Here is a 17026-nt window from a genome sequence, read left to right on the forward strand (position 1 = left end):
TCCTTTCTTTTTTGTTCCCTTTAATTAGCCATGAACTGCTTAATGCCCTGCGACTTTGCCGCAGGGTTATCCGACCCGTAACCTTCCAGAAGGTTGATGACGCCCCATACCGCCAGACCAGCGCCAAGAGCCATGACCAGAATTTTAAGAATGTCGATTGCCTGATTGAAAAATTCCATATACGTTCCTCCATTTTGTTTGTTTGATGGTTTTGGGTACAAAAAAAGCCGCCCACATCGGCGGCGCTTCGGGTCATCATGGCCCGAAGTTACACAAACTCGTCGCTGTCCAGATCATCGAAATTCAACAGGTCAGCTTCTTCGTCCGTGTCGGAGCCGTCCACTTCGTACACCGTGTATTCGTCCTCCGGCTTTAGTCTCAATGGCCGGTGGCGGAACAGGCTTTCCAAGCGGAAGGCGTTTTTCTTTTTATCAAATTCGGCTGTGTACTTGTAATTCGGGTGCTTTTTCAAGTCATACTTCGGGGACAGGAAAGGCGGGAGCCCCCGAAGCTGCAAGATACATTTATCTCCGGGCATGGTGGTGATCTCGCTGGTGGTCATCAGCTCCCGGCCAAGCCGCTGCATATTCTGGCTGTAACTTTCAGACTGTCCACGGCTGCGACCCTCGGTCTGCATGGAAATGGTGGCCTTGCCCAGCCAGTTTTCCGAAATATCCTTTAGGGTGGAAGCCTCCCGGCCTCCGAGGAACACGATACTGTCCATGTTTCCCATGATGGTTTCGGAATGGTCTTTGTACAATGCCTTGCACTGGCTCATTGCCTGATAAAAAAGCGTCAGGCTGATCTCACGGGAGCGGATGACAGCCACGATTTTTTCCAGCCCCGGCACCTGTCCGGTGTTGGCAGCCTCGTCCCATAGCACCCGCACATGGTAGGGCAGACGCCCGCCATAGGTGTTATCAGCCCGTTCACACAGAAGGTTGAACATCTGCGAAAAAGCGAGGGCAACCAAAAAGTTGTAGGTGGTGTCCGTGTCGCTGATAAGAAAGAACAGCGCTGATTTTTCATCCCCCAGCTTATCCAGCTCCAGTTCGTCATAAGACATGATCTCCCGAAGCTGGGGAATATCAAAGGGAGCCAGTCTTGCACCGCAGGAAATCAAGATGCTTTTGGCTGTCTTGCCGCTGGCGAGCTTGTATTTCTTATACTGCCTCACGGCGAAGTGCTGGGGGCTGCGACGTTCCAACCCGTCAAACATATAGTCCACCGCATTTTTGAAGGTTTCGTCATCCTCCCGGACTTCCATGCTGTTTATCATTTCCACCAGCGTATTCATGTTGCGTTCTTCCTCCGGCCCCTCAAAGACGATGTAGGCCACAAGGGCGCAGTACAAGAGGGTTTCAGCTTTAGTCCAGAACTCGTCGCCCTCCTTGCCGTCGCCTTTGGTGTTGGCGATCAGGGCGGTAACGAATTTCAAAACATCGCTTTCCGTCTTGATATAGGCCAGCGGATTGTAATGCATGGATTTTGAAAAGTCGATACTGTTGAACACCCGCACCCTGTATTTCTCCCGTTGCAGAAACCGCCCGCACTGGTCGAGGGTGCCGCCCTTCGGGTCTACCACCACATACGAGGAATGGGCTTGAAGGAGCTGCGGGGTCAGCCAGAACCTTGTCTTTCCCGAGCCGGACGAGCCGATGACACAGGCGTTTAGGTTCCGGGCATTGGCGGGAATCTTCGGGCGGGTGTTCATGGTAAGGAACTCCGTCCCGGTCAGAATGACATTGTTCTGAAATTTAGGGTCAACAAACAGCTTTATATCCTCCTTTGTTCCAAAGCGGGCGGTGCCGTACTCCGCATCCCGCCGGAATTTTTTCGCCTGCCTGATCTTTGACTGTATCAGCAGATACACCCCAGCCGCACCGGCAAGGCCCACCAGCAGGTCAATACCGCCCAGCCCCGGCCAGTAGGTTTCAAAGGCTTTGGGGAAGGTATCAAGCATCCCCACGAGCTTTGTCCCGAAGTCTGTGCCGGGGGCGATCCGGTAGGCCGTCCCGATTTTGGAGAAGAACCAGAACACAAAGAGGTACGGCAGGTTTGGGAGCACATATTTTCTGATCTTGTCACTCAACGTCCGTCCTTCACCGCCTCTCTGGTTCGCTGCTTTTCCTTTGCCTGTGTCCTGATCTGCTCCGTGAATTTCCGAAGCTGGCCGAGGATGGAAGCCTTGTCCTGCTCTTTGTTCAGCACCTTTGCGCTGTACTTCTGGAAGGCCGCTGTGATAACGTCCGCCTGATTGGCTTTGAAAAACAGCAGGTAATGACCGGGGCTCACTTTATGGAAAGCGTAGTCCACATGGAACTCCTTCGCAATCCGGTCAAAATCCTTTGGGGCTCCCACATAGGGCATAGCGCTTTTGCCGCCATAGTGGTTCATCAGCTTTTTTACGCTCTGGCGTCCCTGCGGGGTCAGCGCCTTCCGGTGGTGCTTTTGCACCGCCCGCGCCACCTTTCCAAGAGCGGCAGCCAGCACTTTTCCTGTGAGCTTCGTTGTCCTGATCGAAAGGGCAACCGTTTTTTGGTTTACTTCTTCCTGCATAAAACCTCCTTTCCGTCGGGGTTCCCGCTATCCGGGAGGCCCCCGTACAATCTCGGGGAACAGAAAACCTCGGGCCAATGTGGCCCGAGGCTTACCGCTCGGCATCTCTGCCGGACGGAGCTTTCTTTTCCGGCTCCGTCTGGACTTTTTCGTCCTGTTCCCGCATGGTCTGCAAGATAGAGGGCTTCTTTTGAAGTTGGGAGGGCTTTTCGCCGGACAGTGGCTTGATACATTCCAGACGGTCAGCCGCCCGGATGGCGTTGTCCGTGAGCTGCCTCTGCCATGCGCCCACGCTGGGAGCCCAACGAAAGCCGCTGCTTTTCAGCTCGGCCCGGGTGTCCGCGTCAGGCTTTCCGTCAAAGAACACCTGCAAGCGGTTGTCCTCCCGGTTCATTTCCACACGACCCCCATCGAACTCCCAGCCGGAAAATTCCTGCTGCGCCTGTTTGGAAAGCTGTTCGATACGGGCCTTTACCCGGCGGATCTCCGCATTGTTGTTGGTTAGCTGGTAACTTTCAAAGGGCCTCGGGTCGCTTCGCCAACTTGACGCCATGCTTGCTTTCAGCTTTTCGATCTGGTTCGGCGACAGCAGCGCACAGCCGTCCAGCTTGCCATGCTTGCGGTAATAGGCGTTGACCTCCTTCATAATGAGCTGGGAGCGTTCCAGCCCGTCCAGCTTCTTCTGGAGCTTTTCAATCGCTGCCGGGTCATCGGCGCTGATCCCGCCCATGCCGGTGCTGCGTATCTTATCCAGCAGCCCTTGAATATGCCGCCAATCCTCCATGTTGCTGTCCCGGGCCCGGTTCTGTTTTTCCTTCTTTCCCACCGGGAAATTGGCAGGTCCGGCGATCATCACAGAGGGAACCCTTGCGTCAATGGCAAAGCCCTGGTTCATGTTTTCGGCCAGCTTGCGGGCGTAGGTGTCTAACAGATGGTCGATCTTCTCATGGTACATGGGGTCCACCCGGGATTTCTGCTTTTCCGCTATGGCGGCGGCCTTGTCCACCATTGCCCGGTATTCCGCCGTTGCGCTCCCTTCCTTGTAGTCGGAAAAGCTGTTCATTTCTTTTGCCCGGCGGGCGGCTCCTTCATTGATAGGGTAATAGTTGATGGTATGCACCTCCTTTATGCTTCGGGCCATGCTGGCCCGAAGTCCTACCGTTCTTCATGGGAAGGCCCCGCCTTGTCCTTTTTCGGAGCGGGTGGGGCTTCTTGAAACCGTTTGAGTGTAGCGAGAATGGAGTGGACAGGCTCGGCCTTTTCAGGATAGGCAAATATCCGGTGTTCCGGCGGGATGTCCTGCGGCCCGTGGTAATACTCCTTGAAGCCCTCCGGGACTGCCGACACATACCCACCGGGAGCGAATACGCCGCCCTCGTTGATACGCACATCCCGCCCGTATGCCTCATAATCGAAGTAGTTCTGAATGTGCTCCGGTATGTCGATAGTCCCAAGCTCGTCGGCGTAAAGACGACCCAGCCCTTCATCATCGGAAATATCCGGGTAAAAGCGGTAAAGGTCAAGGTTCTGCGTCAGGTTTATCAAATCCTTCACGCTCCTTGTGTGGTTTCCCAAGACAAGAGCGGCTTCAAAGGTTTCCAGTCCGCCCTTATCCCGTACTTCCAGCAGGGCGTGGCCCAGCTCGTTCAGCTCGTCGATGTTCTCACATTCGTAGAGATGATCGTAGAGCCCCAGCACATCACTGTCAAAGCTGGTAAAGAACACTTCGCTGTACCGTTTCCCGTCTATCCCGATTTTGGCAAGGGCGGCCTGCAACTCCTGTGTCGTCATGGGGAAATGTACCGTTGTCCCTACCTCGATCCCCATCAAGGGGTACAGGGCGGTGTTGGTTATATAGGCTTCAAACATGGGCTCATTCCTCCTTTCCAGCCCGGTCAGCCAGCACCTCATAAATCCCGGCCATAATGTAATCGGCGCAAGGGAGGGCAATCGCATTTCCCAGTGCCTTGTAGCGTTGCAGAGGCCGGATCTCCACGCCGTCCGCCCCGTACTTTGTCCAGCCCTCCGGCAGCCCCATCAGCCGTTCGCTTTCCGTTTCCGTCAGAAAACGGATGCAGCCGCCCTCCGGGTCGCCCTCATACCAGAAGGCAAAGGGCGTTACATCACTGGCTAAAAGAGTGGGAAAAGGGTCAGTTGGTAATCCGAAGCTGTTTCGGAAGGCCGTTTCTTCCTGCCTTTTTGCCGCTCCCCGCATACGGAAGCACTGAAAGGGGTGGATGACTGGTATCTGCCGCCCTGTTTCAAAAGAAGCTGTTCGATCTCCTTCGGCGGTGGCCCACCCGCCCTCTCCGCAAGGCGGAGGAAGTGGGAGCATTGGACGGGGCTTAAATAGTATGTCTGCGGCACGTCTGCCTCCAAAATCCGCCACGACGAAAATCCGCTGCCTTCGTGCCAGCCTTCGGGAGCCTGCCCAATACTGGGCGTCCATGAGCCGCCAGCACACATCAGGCGTTCCCCCTCGCACCATTCCGGCGTTTCCCCATCTTCCCGAAGGAGGCATTGGAACTTCGGTGTCCGAGAAGGCGGATAGGACGGCTCTAAAGTCCATCCGGTCATTTGTAGAAAACGCTCCCATGACGTTTTCCCAAACAGCGATAGCTGGATATAGGTTATCAGTAGCATCCCTCATTTCCTGTATGATACGAAACGCCTGATAGAACAGGCTTGATTTTGCCCCGGCAAGGCCTGAGCGGTTGCCGATCAGAGAAAGGTTCTGATTATTCCGAATTCGGAATAACCAAAATTATGCCGAAGGAATAGTTATTCTGAAGTTGCTGCATCAAGTCCCATGAATTCGGAACTTTCCACAAAAACTTCGGAATAACAAAACTATACGGTCAAGCAGCATCCGTGCTCAAATCAAGTCAACCCAGACAGTTTCAAGATCATCTCCTCGTTATCAGCCCAGATTTCATCGGGTGCGGGCTTGGCCTTGCGGACAGCATCGGCCTTTTGAATCGCAGCCCGCTTCATCTCGGTGTCTGCATGGGCGTAGATCATCGTAGTTTCAACCTGTGCATGGCCAAGATACTGCGAAAGCAGCACCATGGGCATTCCAGACTGGTATAAGTGCATTGCCCGTGTGTGCCGCATCATATGCGGGTGGATGTGTTCCGGGACTTCCGGGCAAACAAGCTTCGCCATGCTTCCGTATTTTATAAAGAACGCAGATACCGTATCGGGAGACATTTTTTGCTGTGTCCCATGAATCACAGTGAAGAAAAGTGGTGCTTCACTGTGGTAATCTGCGGTCGGATGAAACTTGCGCAGATATTGCTTGCAATGCTGAACCGTCTTGCTGAGCAGTGGGACTGTGCGGATTTTGCGCCCTTTTCCGTGCAGATACGCAATCGGGTGTTTTGCGTCAAGGCGCAGATCACAAACTTTCATATCGAGAAGTTCACTGCACCGGGCTGCGGTATCGTACATGAGGATCATGAATACCAGATTCCGCAAATCTTTGGGCTTGGATGGATCAGGCTGCTGAAGCAGTGCAGTCAATGACGGTTCGGTCAGAAATTCAACGATCCGCCCATGAGACTCCTTGGAGGGGATGTTGCAGGCGGAAAGGTACAGTGCCGTTTGTGTGCAATCAATCTGTCCAGCAAAATCCAGAAAAGACCGCAGTGCCATCAAGCGCTGGTTGCGGGTAGAGACACTGCATCTCCGCGCATTTTCCAACCAGGCCAGGAAACCGAGAATGGCGTCCCGGTCAATGCGGGAGAAAGTCAATTCGGTGGCTCCAATTCCCATCTCATCTCTCATATAAGCTACAAAAAGATTGAGCGTCTGTCTGTAGGAGAGAATCGTATTCTCACTGAGGCAGCGCTGCTTGGGCAGATAGTCCAAAAGGAAACGCCGAACCACATCAAAAAAATCATTCATCGGCCCTTACCTCCGGCAAGAACGCTTCAGCAGAAGAAAACGCGAATCCGGACATCTCCTCCAGCAAACCGGGGACCAGATGGATGTAGTAGTAAGTGTCCGAGAGCTGTGCGTGGCCCATGTATGCACTCAGATAGGGCAGCATGGCGTTCAGGTCTTTGCCCTCACGCATCCAGCGATACAGCCTGTGGGTAGCGAAAGTATGACGAAAATCATAAAGACGCGGGGAACGGCGGCCAGTTCCTGTAATGGCGGCTTTCTTCAAAACCTGGCGGAACGTCTTCTCCAGCCCCCTCTTTCCGTAAAAGCCGCCCTCAGAGTTGGGGAAGAACGGCTCACGTTCTGGCATAACGGAGGCTACGATGGCGCTGCAATCTGAGAGCATCTGCGTCACATCTTCTGCCATCATAACAATGCGGCTCCTGTGCTTCTTGCTCTCCATAATGTTCAGCCGCCCAATTTCCAAATCTACATCGCTTACTCGAAGCTTTCTGGCCTCAGCCGGACGCAGACCGCAGCAATACATCAGCTTTACCATAGCCGGGATCACATATTGCCGTACCGGGAAACCGCCTCTCGGTTTCAAATGGTCGAAAACATCCCAAATTGTCAGGATGTCGTCCTCGGTATAGATGTACGGAGCGTAAGGAGCATCTTTCCTGGCAATATCCGGCGGCAGAACGTAGGCGGCCTCACCGTTGCGATTCAGGTATCTGGCAAACTCGCGCACCGGCATCATGCGGTTGCGGAAGGTATTGTTGCCCTCTGTATTCTTTTTCGTAGCCCAAGCCAGGCAAAGCTCCTCGGTCAGAAAGTTTTCTTCAGGAAAATGCGTCATGCAAAAGCGGTCAAAGTCCCGCAGAAGGCGAGAGGATTCCAGATAACCAAACCCCAATGCGTTTTTCTGCGCGATAAAGTCCTCGATTCGGGCAGCAAAGCAGCTCTCAAAGGTGTACGTCATTTCAGCCCCCCGCCTTTCTGTGGGAGAGCAGGGGCAACGCACACTGCTTCAGTCCTTGCTCGTCAATAGACAGATACAGCTTCATAGAGTCCATATCCCTGTGGCCGAGAAGCTGCTGGATCAGTTCAAAGGATACCTCATTCTGGAGCAGTCTTGTCCCAAATGTCCGGCGAAGCGCGTGAAAGGCACGACGTTTCGCCGGAATTCCTGCCAGCTTCATGTGCTTGGAAACAACCCCGCTGGCAGAACGCGCGTCAAGCGGGCGGATCACTCCCGTATGGCACAGGAAGATATTCGGAAGCGCGGAATCCGGGCGGCCATTGAGAATATAATCCGCAATCGCGTTCCCGCTTTCTGCTTGCAGTGGAAGGGACAGCGGTTCACCAGTTTTGTGTTGAACCAGCCGAATTTCCCTCGCCCTCCAATCAATGCTACCCAGTTCCAGCCGAACAACGTCACAGGCCCTCAGACCGCTCTGCGCAGCCAGTACCATCATGGCATAATCCCGTTTCCCAATGGCCGTAGTCCTGTCCGGATGTTCCAGCAGATATTCCAGTTCATCCTCAGTAAAGCCCTCATGGAACATTTTTCGGGTTGCCATAAGTTCCGGCAGAGACTGACTCAGGTCAGTGATTGTCAAGTTACGTTCAAATAAAAATCTCAGAAACAGCCGCACAGAAGAAATTGCTGAACCAAGTCCACCGGCGTAATGCGCTGCAAAACTGGTAACACACCCATTTACATTTATCAGAGTGAAATCCGCCAAAGAGCGGAACCCATGATCCTCCATTTCAAACAAGAACCGACGTATAGCGCTCCTGGCGACATTGCGTGTAGTCTCAGCCATGCTTTCGCTTTGTTTGGTGTGTGTACAAAATTCTCTTAAAAGTGAGTTGAACGGCTCAACAAGTTCCCGTTGCCCCCAGTTTGGAACCTTCGCCAAAGTAATATGACCTGTCTGGTGCATCTCCTGTATCCAATACGCAGCCTTGCGCAAGTTTTGATATGAGCCTCTGCCAATTTGCCCGTACTCATATTGAATCCGTTTCTCTGCAACGATCTGATCCAAAATTTCTCCCGAAAATCGATCTGTCCCAGATTCATAGTGTCGATTCAAGATGATCGCCAGACCTTCGTTCCTGTAATGGCCAACTGTTGCGTCAGTAAGGCCAAGTTCCAAAATCGCGCTGTTGGTTCTCCAGACCAGCGCGTAAATGTTATCCAAATCCGCAAGCTGCTCTGGAGTTGGTGTGTCCTTCCAGATGCTTTGTCGTGGTCGCCGCAATGCAGGCATCCAAGGGGACAACGGCGTCAGATCCACTGAGCCTTTTTCTGCACAATGTTTTAAGAGTTCGCATCCCCTGCGGAGCAGTCTCCACTTCCAGACCGAAAATGCCCCTTGATCAAAAAATTCACGCTGTTCAAGTAAAAATGCATCTAACATTTCAGGGGCTGCGCAAAGAATACCTTTTGCTTGAAAGTGGCGGATGACGCAGCCAATGCCGGTGTGGGTATATGCGTGCAGACTTTTGCCGCTTATACCTTGGTCAGATAAAAGTTCCAATATTTGCGTAGCGGTTGCAACCAAATCAATCGTTTCCATAGTCCTCCTCCTGTATCTTTGATGGCAGGCTGTGTTGCCTGCGCTCTCATTATACAGGTTTGGCGGACGCTTTTGTTATTCCGATGTTTTTGTGGAAAGTCCAGGATTTATGGGACTTGATGCAGCAACTTCGGAATAACTATTTCTTCGGCATAATTCTGACAGGGAGAGCCGAAGGTTATCACATGGACCGGCGGGATTTTCCCGCCGTCCACCTTTGTAATGTCTCCCAAATGCGCCATATCGGGAAAGTGCCTTTTGGTTATGGAGATGGGCGCTTTCTCAATCTCGCTGGCCCATACCGGACGGATACCGCACCGGGAAGCAGCCAGAGGGAACACGCCGATCCCGTCAAAAAGGCTCCCCAGCTTAATGTCCGGCATGGCCCGGGGTGCCGTGTCCCTTCACGGCAAGCACCCCTTCCAGCGTGGTCGCCGCAATGCCCAGCCGTCCGGCAACTGCAATATCGTTTTTCACATCCTCGTCCACAACGCTGCCGCAGACGATCAGGGTGTGGGAGCGCCGCAGCATATCCCGGCGCATATCAATCCCGGCCTTGTGTTCCTCGGGAACGCTGTCATTCAAAAACAGCGGCAGATACAAGAGCGGGCATATCGGGGAAAAGCCCGCCTCATAAGCAAGACGGCAGTAGTGGGCCGCCAGTTCCATATCAACATCCGGCTCGCCGCTCCATGCGGCGGTCAGGTACGCTAAAGGTCGTTTCATTGGTTGAGCCTCCATTTCTGTTTTGGTTTAGGGAAAAGCAAGAGTTCGCCCAACCCCTCCGCCCCTTCCCCCGGGAAGGGGAACGGCTCTGGAGAATTTATATCCCCGTCGCTTGACCGGGAAAAAGCATAACCGGGAGAAATCCGTCAAGGGTGCCTCTGGCACCGCCTGCGGCGGCGCTGCCCTTGACTGATTTTCCCGGCTATGCTACGGAATAACTGGCGACGGGGAATAATTTATATCTCCAGAGCTTCGGGGCGCGGGGCAGAGCCCCGCAATCCTCGGGCCATGCTGACCCGAAGTTTAGGCTTACTTTTCCTGTTCGTTTTTCTTCTCCGGCTTTTCGTGTTCCTTCTGCTGTCCCTTCCAGTCGTCCAGCAGCTTGATGATCTGATCCTTCATTTCCCTCGGCGTAGTTTCCTTGCCGAAATACTTGCTCAGTTCCGCACCTGTCAAAATCACTTTGTCTACCTCCTTTTTGTCCTCCATCATAATGCCGTCGATCACATCCCCGTTGAGTAGCTTCTTTTCGTCCAACTCACGCATACGCTTTGCCTGCGCCTGTGAAGGCGAGGACTGCTGGCTGTCAATGGCGACGGCGATATAGTTCTGGTTCTTCTTGCCGATATAGGAAAGCTCCACCGCCGTAGTAAAGCCCAGCTTTTTTTCATCCATCAGCTTCATCAGGTCGGGAACCAGCTCATTGAGACGGATATATCGCTGCACCTGCTTGACCGCCATCTTGTTCCGCTCGGCCACGATCTCGTTGGAGCGTTTGCCTGCGTCCTTCGGGTCAATCTGGCCCGAAGTGCGGGAGCCCTGGTGCTTGATAGCCTCAAGCTGCATTTTCAAGGCTTTGGCCCGCTCACTGGGGAGGATTTCTTCACGCTGGTTGAGATTGTCCTCGACCATCTGGGTGATGGCTTCATCGTCTGTCAGGTTTCGGACGATACAGGGCATATCCGCATATCCGGCAAGCTCGCTGGCTTTCTGGCGGCGGTGACCGGACACGATCTCATAGCCGCCATCCTCACGGGGACGGACAATAGCGGGCTGGGTCACGCCCTTGTCCTTAACGCTGGACACCATAGCCCGCATTTCTTCATCATCCCGGACTTCAAAGGGATGGTTCTTGAAGGCGTAGAGCTCGTTCAGCTTGATATAGACGATCTGCTCCTTGCCCCGGCGTGGTGCATCCTTCGGCTTTTCGGGTTCCTTCGGAGTGGGAGCGGTCTGCACCGTTGGAGCCGTTTTTTTCTCCGGTTCCTTTTTGACCTCCTTTTCCGGTTTCTGTGCGGGAGCTTTGGACTTCGGGGCTGCGTCCTTGTCCTTATCTGCTTTCGGGGGACGGCCCCGGCGCTTCAGCTGTTCCGGCTCTTTGGGTTTTTCCTCCGCTTTCTTCGGAGCCTCCGGCTGCTTTTCCGGTTTTTCCGTTTTTGCCGGGACAGGCTTTTCCTCGCTGGGAGCTGCCGCCCGTTCCTCGACATTCTTTTCCTTCATAATTTCAGCGAAGTTATAGACGGAAACCTGCGGGTTCTTTACCTCCGGTTCCGTCTTTTTTTCCGGCTCCGGGGAAACGGAAACCTTCTCCGGCTCTTTTGGGGGAGTAGGCGGTGTTTCTTTGCCCGATCCGGTATCCGTTACTGGCTGTTCCGGCGTTTTTGTGGTTTTATCATCTGCCATAAGCATTTACCTCCTGTTTTTTGGCATGAAAAAAGGGGCTCAACTTTTCAGTCAAGCCCCCGTGGGAAGTTCCTCCTTTCTCCGCCATGATACAAAAATACCGCCCGTAGTCTCGTTTGGGCGGTACTTTGTGTAAGATTGGCAGTCCATTATTAAGTTTTTTATTATGTTCCCTTTGTACACCGTTGCAACTTATCCCTTAAAGATGAGTCATTGTCCGATGTTTCCGATATTTCGTAGAGGAAATGTCCCCGTGATTTCATCAAATGATGTAGTGCAAGATAGACAAGACGGACATCATACGAATCTGTGGAATGTGCTAATTCACTGCGAAGATGATATGTGGTTGGATACTGGGCGTGATAATCGCAGTCATTAAAATTGGAATCGGAGAATAGAGAATATTTAGAATTTATACTTTTATCTTCCTGCCATAAATCACTCTCATGCATACGGGCTAAAAATTGAGGATCCTCTTCATTTAATGCAGGAGCAAAGAGCATTTCTAAAATATCAAGACGTTGTTTTCTGCGCTGCAAGCGACGCCTTGCAGCACGATGAGTACGGCGCTCTGCAGCAGTTGATGCATCGGGGAACAGACGAACACCCCACATGGCTTTCCCTTTACATTTTAGAACATGATACATGGTATCTGTAACGGCCCAGCTGACAGAACTGCTGCCGGCATCTATTCCGAGATAATAAGGAATCTGTGTTTTTTCTTTCATTTTCTTTATCTCCCTGATTGACAAATTGGTGGTTTTGGTGGATAATAACGATGTACCAATGATTTACTACCATTAGGTATTACACTACAAGTTCAAATAAGCTTTTAGCGCAAGCGCCGTGTATGCGGCTCCACAGTGTGTGGAACAAGAGATCTCTTAGGAGATCTCTTTGTATTTTGTCCAATTATTTTGCGACAATTTAACTTTTATTGGTTTAATATTACCACAATGGGCATCAAATAGCAATATTTTACAATGTGTATAAACTACAAAATATAAAAGACTGACTGATACCACATAAGTATATCAGTCAGTCTTTTTGTTTTCTTCATCAAAACGGCGGCGGAATATGCGAATGATGCGCAGTATATCCTTCTGCTCGTCCAAAGTCATGGAGGACAACTGTGCGTCGATTTTCCGTTTGATCTCATTGGTTTCCGGTTGTTTCTGCGGGACTTCCTCGACCGAGCCGATCAGTTCATAAAACGATATGTCCAACGCAGTGGCGATACGGTTCAGCGTTTCAATCGTCGGATTGCGCAGACCGCGTTCGATTTGTCCCAAGTGTGCAGCGTTCAGATCGGCTTTGAAAGATAATTCTTCCAAGCTGATGCCCTGTGCGTTGCGGAAAAGCCGGATTCGTTTGCCGATTGCGGCCGAAATATCAGTCATTGGCAACACCTCTCATACCATCATAGAGGTAGTTGTTCCAATCGGCAAATTGATATATACACTAATAAATAATAATTGTTATATCATTTACAAATGAGGCTGGAAATGATATACTGTGCATAAGAAAGAAAAGGGGAGGGGATCGCGTGAAGTGTCCAAAGTGCGGTTCGGAAAATACGCAGTATGTGGCTGTTCATCATTCTGGCAGCAGCGGATCGTTTACAGATGCCTGCTGCGGTATGATGATTTTCGGGCCGATCGGCATATTGTGCGGCCTGTGCGGAGCAAGTCCGGGATTTACCGATGATTACTGGGTGTGCCATTCCTGCGGTAAAAAGTTTCAAGCGGGGACTGCGAAAGCAGCGGAAAAGGCTCGGCAGGAGAAAATTCAACAAGAACTTAATGCAAAAGCCAGGCGAAAAGCATTGCTGTCGGCAGCGAATCCAGTAATACTCCAGAATATCGACAACGAAGTGATAGAAGCTGAAAACCGCTATAAGGCTTTGAAAGCTCGCCTGAAAGCGGATAAGCAGGCATTTTTGCAAGAGTACCCGGCGTGTAAGGTACAGAATACATTCCGGATGATTGGGAGAGGAATCATCATTGCATTGATGGGCTTTATAGCATTTCTGGCTATTGATATGGACGAACTGATTACGATAATTATCTGGTTTCTTGCTGCAATGGTGATTGGAGTAATGTGCATGATGCCGCCGTATTACATAAAGCTATCACCAGCCTTAACCGAGTTAAACGAAGCAGTCGAAAATGCAAAGAAATATCAAGAGTATTTGAGTAAACTGAAAAAGGCTCGTGATGAAGAAAATGGTGTATGAATGGCTGATGGCAGTCGGCCATCGAGCAGGCTGTCATCAACGCGCAGATAGGAGCTTTTACTGGAAAGGCAGGAAGTTTCCGCTGTGTGCCCGTTGTACAGGTGTTCTGGTTGGATATATTCTCGCTGTGCCAGCGTATACGGTTTGCAGAAAGAACGTGAGCGTGTATGCCGTTTGCTGTATCCCACTGGTGATAGACGGTTTAACTCAGCTATGGGAGTGGCAGGTGTCTACCAATCGAAGAAGATTTGCAACAGGCGTTTTAGCGGGATATGGTATCTGCTCTATGGCGATAACGTTGCTGTTATTCGTAAAAAATTTAATGCTAAGGAGTTGGTAAAAGATGTTCTGTCCAAATTGCGGTACGGAAATTAAGGAGAAGAAAACATTTTGTCCGAAATGCGGCTCTCCGCTGGGCGTAGAGGCAGTTCAAGAGGACACAAAGACGGTGGAAGCTGCTGCAAGCATAGAAAACGTTCATGAGAATGTAATACCACCACAGGGAGCGCCGGTACCATCGAAAAAGGGCGGTAAAAAGAAGTTTATCATCGGCGGTATTGTGGCGGTTGTACTGATTTTGATTGCAGTGATGATTGGTACGTCTGGTGGTGATACAGGCACGACCAGTACAGATACTTATATCGAAACGGTGCAAAACGGCTATCTCGGTGAATTTACCGATATGACGGTGCAGGAATTGCTCGGCAGCTACTATGAAGATCTGCTGGACTGCACAGCCGAGTGGGACGGCGGAGAGAACGATGATGGTCAGCAGATTGTTGAAGTAAAGTATACGGATGAAACCGTGGGCGACACAACGATTCAGTTCAAAATGCTGGATGAGCAGGTGTTCAAGATTTCTGCATTTGTTGATCCGAATGTAACGATTGAAAAGGCAAGCGACCTTCCGGCAGAGTTAAACAGCCTATACTTTATGGCCTACACCACAAAGCATGAAACAGAACTTGACAGCGCAGAGAAGATGAAAGTCTTTATTGATCAGCTGGATCAGATCTCCGGTTCTGCAGTGTTGTATGGTGCGGCAGCAAACTATACGGGTGATCGCGCACAGCTTTGCACGCTGTTTGGTGAGGACGCACTGGAAACCTCGGTTTCGTGGCTGCTGGATGCTTATGGTTATCTGGATATGAACGACTATGCACAGCAAGACACTGCTGATACGACAGCAGTAGAACCGGCATCGACTGCGGATGCTTCGTCGGCTGATTACATTTTTCCGAGTGATCGGCAGTACATCACCGAGGACGATATGGCAGGCTGGAATCAAAAGACGGCGCTGCTGGCCCGCAACGAGATTTTTGCTCGTCACGGCTATGTATTCCAGACGCAGGAAATCCAGAATTACTTTGCGGCTAAATCGTGGTACACACCGAATTCGTCGTATGATGGCAGTGGCTTGAACGATGTAGAAAAGGCGAACGTTGATACTATTTCTGCATATGAGCAGAAGATGGGCTGGGCCGAGCAGGATGTTTCGCCGACAAAGTTGGCGCAGGGTGCGGTCAGCAGCTATGTGGAGAGCCAAGGCGATTACTGTACGGGTTTTGATTATGTTGAACCGTATGCAGAGAACGAATATCTGGTCTGTGCAAAGATTGGTGAGTATGAATGGGAGGCCGAATATATTGTAGAGGTCAACGGCTCTGACGCATGGGTAATCGGCCGTCTGGACGGCGGTGTGTTTAGACCGGTATAAAAGCCAAAAGCCCGAGCGGGAAACCGCTCGGGCTGACAGCAACGTGACAGCAATCACGATAAAAACAACCGAAACTGTATGTGCTATATGTACTCAAAAAACGGGATGATGAACTGAATAAGACGGAATAACACAGAAAAAGATGCAAAAAATCAAAACTTTGCTTTTCAAATCTCTCTGTCTCCGCCATGAAAGCTGCACTTTTTATTACGAAAAGTGCAGCTTTTTGCATTTATAGATGGAAAATGATAACTTTTAGAACGACTTAAATTTTCTTGCCAGCAATCGTGACAGCATTTGTTGTAAAACACCAAAAACATAGCATGGCTTTTATGAAAAAGATGAAACTTCAAAAACTTCGTAAAAAACAGTTGACAGCTGCGTGCTTATCGCGCTACAATAACATCGTCAGATAACGAGGACGTACTCGTAAAATAACGAGGACGTACACGTTAACCAATAAAGCACTGTTATGCCGATGAAAGTGAGGTGTCGTTCGGCATGGGAGTTACCATGAAGGAAATCGCCGAGCGTGCCGGCGTTCATCCGTCAACGGTCGATAAGGTCGTACATCACCGTGTAGGTGTCAGCGATGAGGTTCGCGCAAGAGTGCAGGCCATTATTAACGAGTTGAGCTATACGCCCAATCCGAGCGGCCGTGTGCTGCAGCGTCAAGGCAAGGTGTACCGCATTTCTGCCATTCTGGTGCAGGTGGATGCACTGCCGTACCTGAAAAAAGGTATCGAACGCGGTGTAAAAGAGCAGACTGGTTTCGATATTGAAGTCAGCTATGCAGTTACCGGGTTCCAGGAAGCCAAGAGGCAGAGCGAGTATATCGACAAGGCCATCAACGAGCAGTCCGACGGCATCATCCTCAGTCCGATCAACGCAGATTGTGTGCGTCGAGCGATTAACCGGGCGGCTAATGTAGGTATTCCTGTTATCACCACCGATTCGGATATCGACGGTTCGCGCCGTACCTGCTGTGTCAGCATTGACAGCGCAAGAGCCAGCCGCATTGCCGGTCGGCTGATGGGGCAGTTTCTAAACGGAAACGGCAAGATTGCCATCATTTCGAGTGCGATTGAGACAGAAAACAACAACTACTATGTGCAGATGCGTGAACAGGGATTTACGGATTTTCTGAAAGTGGAGTATCCGCAGATTGAGATCGTATCGCGCGTGGAGAGCTTCGAAAATCCGCAGATTACCTATGAAAAAACGGTGCAGCTGTTAGCAGAACAGCCGAATCTGCGCGGAATTTACATTACCTGCGGCGGCGTAGCACAGGTCGGCAGGGCGCTGATCGAAACCGGTCGTGCGAACGATGTTCGTGTGCTTTGCTACGAGGATTATCCCGAAATCGTAGAGCTGATGCGACAGGGCGTTGTAGATTGGACACTCGGCGGTGAAAAAGACGAGCAGGGCGCGCTTCCGGTCAAGCTGATCATGGATCAGCTCGTATTCGGTAGAAAACCCGTGATCGACCGTATTTTTACCGACATCCGTATTCTGGTTAAGGAATGTTTTTCATAAAAATATTTGCGAATCCCGCAGATATTTTTTTGTAGAGATTTACGAGTACGTCCTCGTAAATCGAAAAATCGGCTGATACAGCGATAAAAACATAAAATC

17 protein-coding genes and 1 pseudogene are annotated in these 17026 nt (G+C 51.1%); 4 read left to right on the top strand and 14 right to left on the bottom strand.

Annotated elements, in window-relative coordinates; genetic code table 11:
• Nucleotides 1-26 precede the first annotated feature (26 nt).
• The 14 genes and pseudogenes from DWZ82_RS11110 to DWZ82_RS11180 all read right to left on the bottom strand — a co-directional run.
• Nucleotides 27-179, bottom strand: a pseudogene (locus tag DWZ82_RS11110) (Maff2 family mobile element protein); the annotation flags it as partial.
• An 89-nt stretch (nucleotides 180-268) separates the two neighbouring features.
• A complete protein-coding gene (locus tag DWZ82_RS11115; RefSeq protein WP_118480869.1) occupies nucleotides 269-2092 on the bottom strand; it encodes a VirD4-like conjugal transfer protein, CD1115 family in 1824 nt (607 codons plus the stop codon).
• The gene (locus DWZ82_RS11120; RefSeq protein WP_118480871.1) at nucleotides 2089-2559 is read right to left on the bottom strand and encodes a PcfB family protein; all 471 of its coding nucleotides are present in this window, start codon (nucleotides 2557-2559) and stop codon (nucleotides 2089-2091) included. The genes DWZ82_RS11115 and DWZ82_RS11120 overlap by 4 nt, the downstream gene beginning before the upstream one ends.
• A 91-nt stretch (nucleotides 2560-2650) precedes the next feature.
• A complete protein-coding gene (locus tag DWZ82_RS11125) occupies nucleotides 2651-3700 on the bottom strand; it encodes a hypothetical protein (protein ID WP_118480873.1) in 1050 nt (349 codons plus the stop codon).
• A gap of 14 nt (nucleotides 3701-3714) precedes the next feature.
• Complete coding sequence (locus tag DWZ82_RS11130) at nucleotides 3715-4428, bottom strand: antirestriction protein ArdA (protein WP_117567937.1); 714 nt, start codon at nucleotides 4426-4428, stop codon at nucleotides 3715-3717.
• Nucleotides 4429-4432: 4 nt separating this feature from the next.
• Nucleotides 4433-4774 (bottom strand): DNA cytosine methyltransferase, encoded by a 342-nt coding sequence (locus DWZ82_RS16115; protein ID WP_227359021.1) that lies wholly within the window; start codon nucleotides 4772-4774, stop codon nucleotides 4433-4435.
• A 665-nt stretch (nucleotides 4775-5439) separates the two neighbouring features.
• Nucleotides 5440-6465, bottom strand: coding sequence for a tyrosine-type recombinase/integrase (locus tag DWZ82_RS11140; RefSeq protein ID WP_118480877.1), 1026 nt, complete (start codon nucleotides 6463-6465; stop codon nucleotides 5440-5442).
• Complete coding sequence (locus DWZ82_RS11145) at nucleotides 6458-7426, bottom strand: tyrosine-type recombinase/integrase (protein WP_118480879.1); 969 nt, start codon at nucleotides 7424-7426, stop codon at nucleotides 6458-6460. Before DWZ82_RS11145 ends, DWZ82_RS11140 begins: the two co-directional genes overlap by 8 nt.
• A gap of 1 nt (nucleotide 7427) precedes the next feature.
• Nucleotides 7428-9029 carry a site-specific integrase gene (locus tag DWZ82_RS11150; RefSeq protein ID WP_118480881.1) on the bottom strand — a complete coding sequence of 534 codons (1602 nt, stop codon included), beginning with the start codon at nucleotides 9027-9029 and terminating at the stop codon, nucleotides 7428-7430.
• 107 nt (nucleotides 9030-9136) lie between these two features.
• Nucleotides 9137-9412, bottom strand: a complete 276-nt coding sequence (locus DWZ82_RS11155; RefSeq protein ID WP_199667484.1) for a DNA cytosine methyltransferase — start codon at nucleotides 9410-9412, stop codon at nucleotides 9137-9139.
• Nucleotides 9399-9755: a DUF7768 domain-containing protein gene (locus DWZ82_RS11160; RefSeq protein WP_009901612.1), complete on the bottom strand. Its 357-nt coding sequence runs from the start codon at nucleotides 9753-9755 to the stop codon at nucleotides 9399-9401. The genes DWZ82_RS11155 and DWZ82_RS11160 overlap by 14 nt, the downstream gene beginning before the upstream one ends.
• A 309-nt stretch (nucleotides 9756-10064) precedes the next feature.
• Nucleotides 10065-11444 (bottom strand): ParB/RepB/Spo0J family partition protein, encoded by a 1380-nt coding sequence (locus tag DWZ82_RS11165; protein WP_118480883.1) that lies wholly within the window; start codon nucleotides 11442-11444, stop codon nucleotides 10065-10067.
• 158 nt (nucleotides 11445-11602) lie between these two features.
• Nucleotides 11603-12166 (bottom strand): type II CRISPR RNA-guided endonuclease Cas9, encoded by a 564-nt coding sequence (gene cas9 / locus DWZ82_RS11175; protein WP_118480885.1) that lies wholly within the window; start codon nucleotides 12164-12166, stop codon nucleotides 11603-11605.
• Nucleotides 12167-12472: 306 nt separating this feature from the next.
• Nucleotides 12473-12838 (bottom strand): helix-turn-helix domain-containing protein, encoded by a 366-nt coding sequence (locus DWZ82_RS11180; protein ID WP_118480887.1) that lies wholly within the window; start codon nucleotides 12836-12838, stop codon nucleotides 12473-12475.
• 146 nt (nucleotides 12839-12984) lie between these two features.
• On the opposite strand from DWZ82_RS11180, the gene DWZ82_RS11185 reads away from it, so the two are divergent.
• The 4 genes from DWZ82_RS11185 (at nucleotide 12985) to DWZ82_RS11200 (ending at nucleotide 16927) form a co-directional block, all read left to right on the top strand.
• Entirely contained in the window at nucleotides 12985-13674 is a 690-nt protein-coding gene (locus DWZ82_RS11185; protein ID WP_118480889.1) for a hypothetical protein, read from the top strand.
• A 7-nt stretch (nucleotides 13675-13681) separates the two neighbouring features.
• A complete protein-coding gene (locus DWZ82_RS16120; RefSeq protein WP_367575343.1) occupies nucleotides 13682-14014 on the top strand; it encodes a DUF2085 domain-containing protein in 333 nt (110 codons plus the stop codon).
• Nucleotides 14015-14017: 3 nt separating this feature from the next.
• On the top strand, nucleotides 14018-15391 hold the full coding sequence (locus tag DWZ82_RS11195) for a YARHG domain-containing protein (RefSeq protein WP_118480994.1): 1374 nt from the start codon (nucleotides 14018-14020) through the stop codon (nucleotides 15389-15391).
• Nucleotides 15392-15892: 501 nt separating this feature from the next.
• Nucleotides 15893-16927: a LacI family DNA-binding transcriptional regulator gene (locus DWZ82_RS11200; RefSeq protein ID WP_118480893.1), complete on the top strand. Its 1035-nt coding sequence runs from the start codon at nucleotides 15893-15895 to the stop codon at nucleotides 16925-16927.
• Nucleotides 16928-17026 lie beyond the last annotated feature (99 nt).

Source organism: Butyricicoccus sp. AF35-5AC, assembly GCF_003477715.1.
GTDB classification, from domain to species: Bacteria; Bacillota; Clostridia; order Oscillospirales; family Butyricicoccaceae; genus Agathobaculum; species Agathobaculum butyriciproducens.

Excerpts from the sequence above, each read along its gene's own strand:
- DWZ82_RS11120 (WP_118480871.1), bottom strand. The coding sequence starts at position 2,559 with ATGCAGGAAGAAGTAAACCAAAAAACGGTTGCCCTTTCGATCAGGACA.
- DWZ82_RS11125 (WP_118480873.1), bottom strand. The coding sequence starts at position 3,700 with ATGGCCCGAAGCATAAAGGAGGTGCATACCATCAACTATTACCCTATC.
- DWZ82_RS11145 (WP_118480879.1), bottom strand. The coding sequence starts at position 7,426 with ATGACGTACACCTTTGAGAGCTGCTTTGCTGCCCGAATCGAGGACTTT.
- DWZ82_RS11180 (WP_118480887.1), bottom strand. The coding sequence starts at position 12,838 with ATGACTGATATTTCGGCCGCAATCGGCAAACGAATCCGGCTTTTCCGC.
- DWZ82_RS11165 (WP_118480883.1), bottom strand. The coding sequence starts at position 11,444 with ATGCTTATGGCAGATGATAAAACCACAAAAACGCCGGAACAGCCAGTA.
- DWZ82_RS11140 (WP_118480877.1), bottom strand. The coding sequence starts at position 6,465 with ATGAATGATTTTTTTGATGTGGTTCGGCGTTTCCTTTTGGACTATCTG.
- DWZ82_RS11195 (WP_118480994.1), top strand. The coding sequence starts at position 14,018 with ATGTTCTGTCCAAATTGCGGTACGGAAATTAAGGAGAAGAAAACATTT.
- DWZ82_RS11155 (WP_199667484.1), bottom strand. The coding sequence starts at position 9,412 with ATGCCGGACATTAAGCTGGGGAGCCTTTTTGACGGGATCGGCGTGTTC.
- DWZ82_RS16115 (WP_227359021.1), bottom strand. The coding sequence starts at position 4,774 with ATGCGGGGAGCGGCAAAAAGGCAGGAAGAAACGGCCTTCCGAAACAGC.
- DWZ82_RS11130 (WP_117567937.1), bottom strand. The coding sequence starts at position 4,428 with ATGTTTGAAGCCTATATAACCAACACCGCCCTGTACCCCTTGATGGGG.
- DWZ82_RS11150 (WP_118480881.1), bottom strand. The coding sequence starts at position 9,029 with ATGGAAACGATTGATTTGGTTGCAACCGCTACGCAAATATTGGAACTT.
- DWZ82_RS16120 (WP_367575343.1), top strand. The coding sequence starts at position 13,682 with ATGGCAGTCGGCCATCGAGCAGGCTGTCATCAACGCGCAGATAGGAGC.
- cas9 (WP_118480885.1), bottom strand. The coding sequence starts at position 12,166 with ATGAAAGAAAAAACACAGATTCCTTATTATCTCGGAATAGATGCCGGC.
- DWZ82_RS11200 (WP_118480893.1), top strand. The coding sequence starts at position 15,893 with ATGGGAGTTACCATGAAGGAAATCGCCGAGCGTGCCGGCGTTCATCCG.
- DWZ82_RS11160 (WP_009901612.1), bottom strand. The coding sequence starts at position 9,755 with ATGAAACGACCTTTAGCGTACCTGACCGCCGCATGGAGCGGCGAGCCG.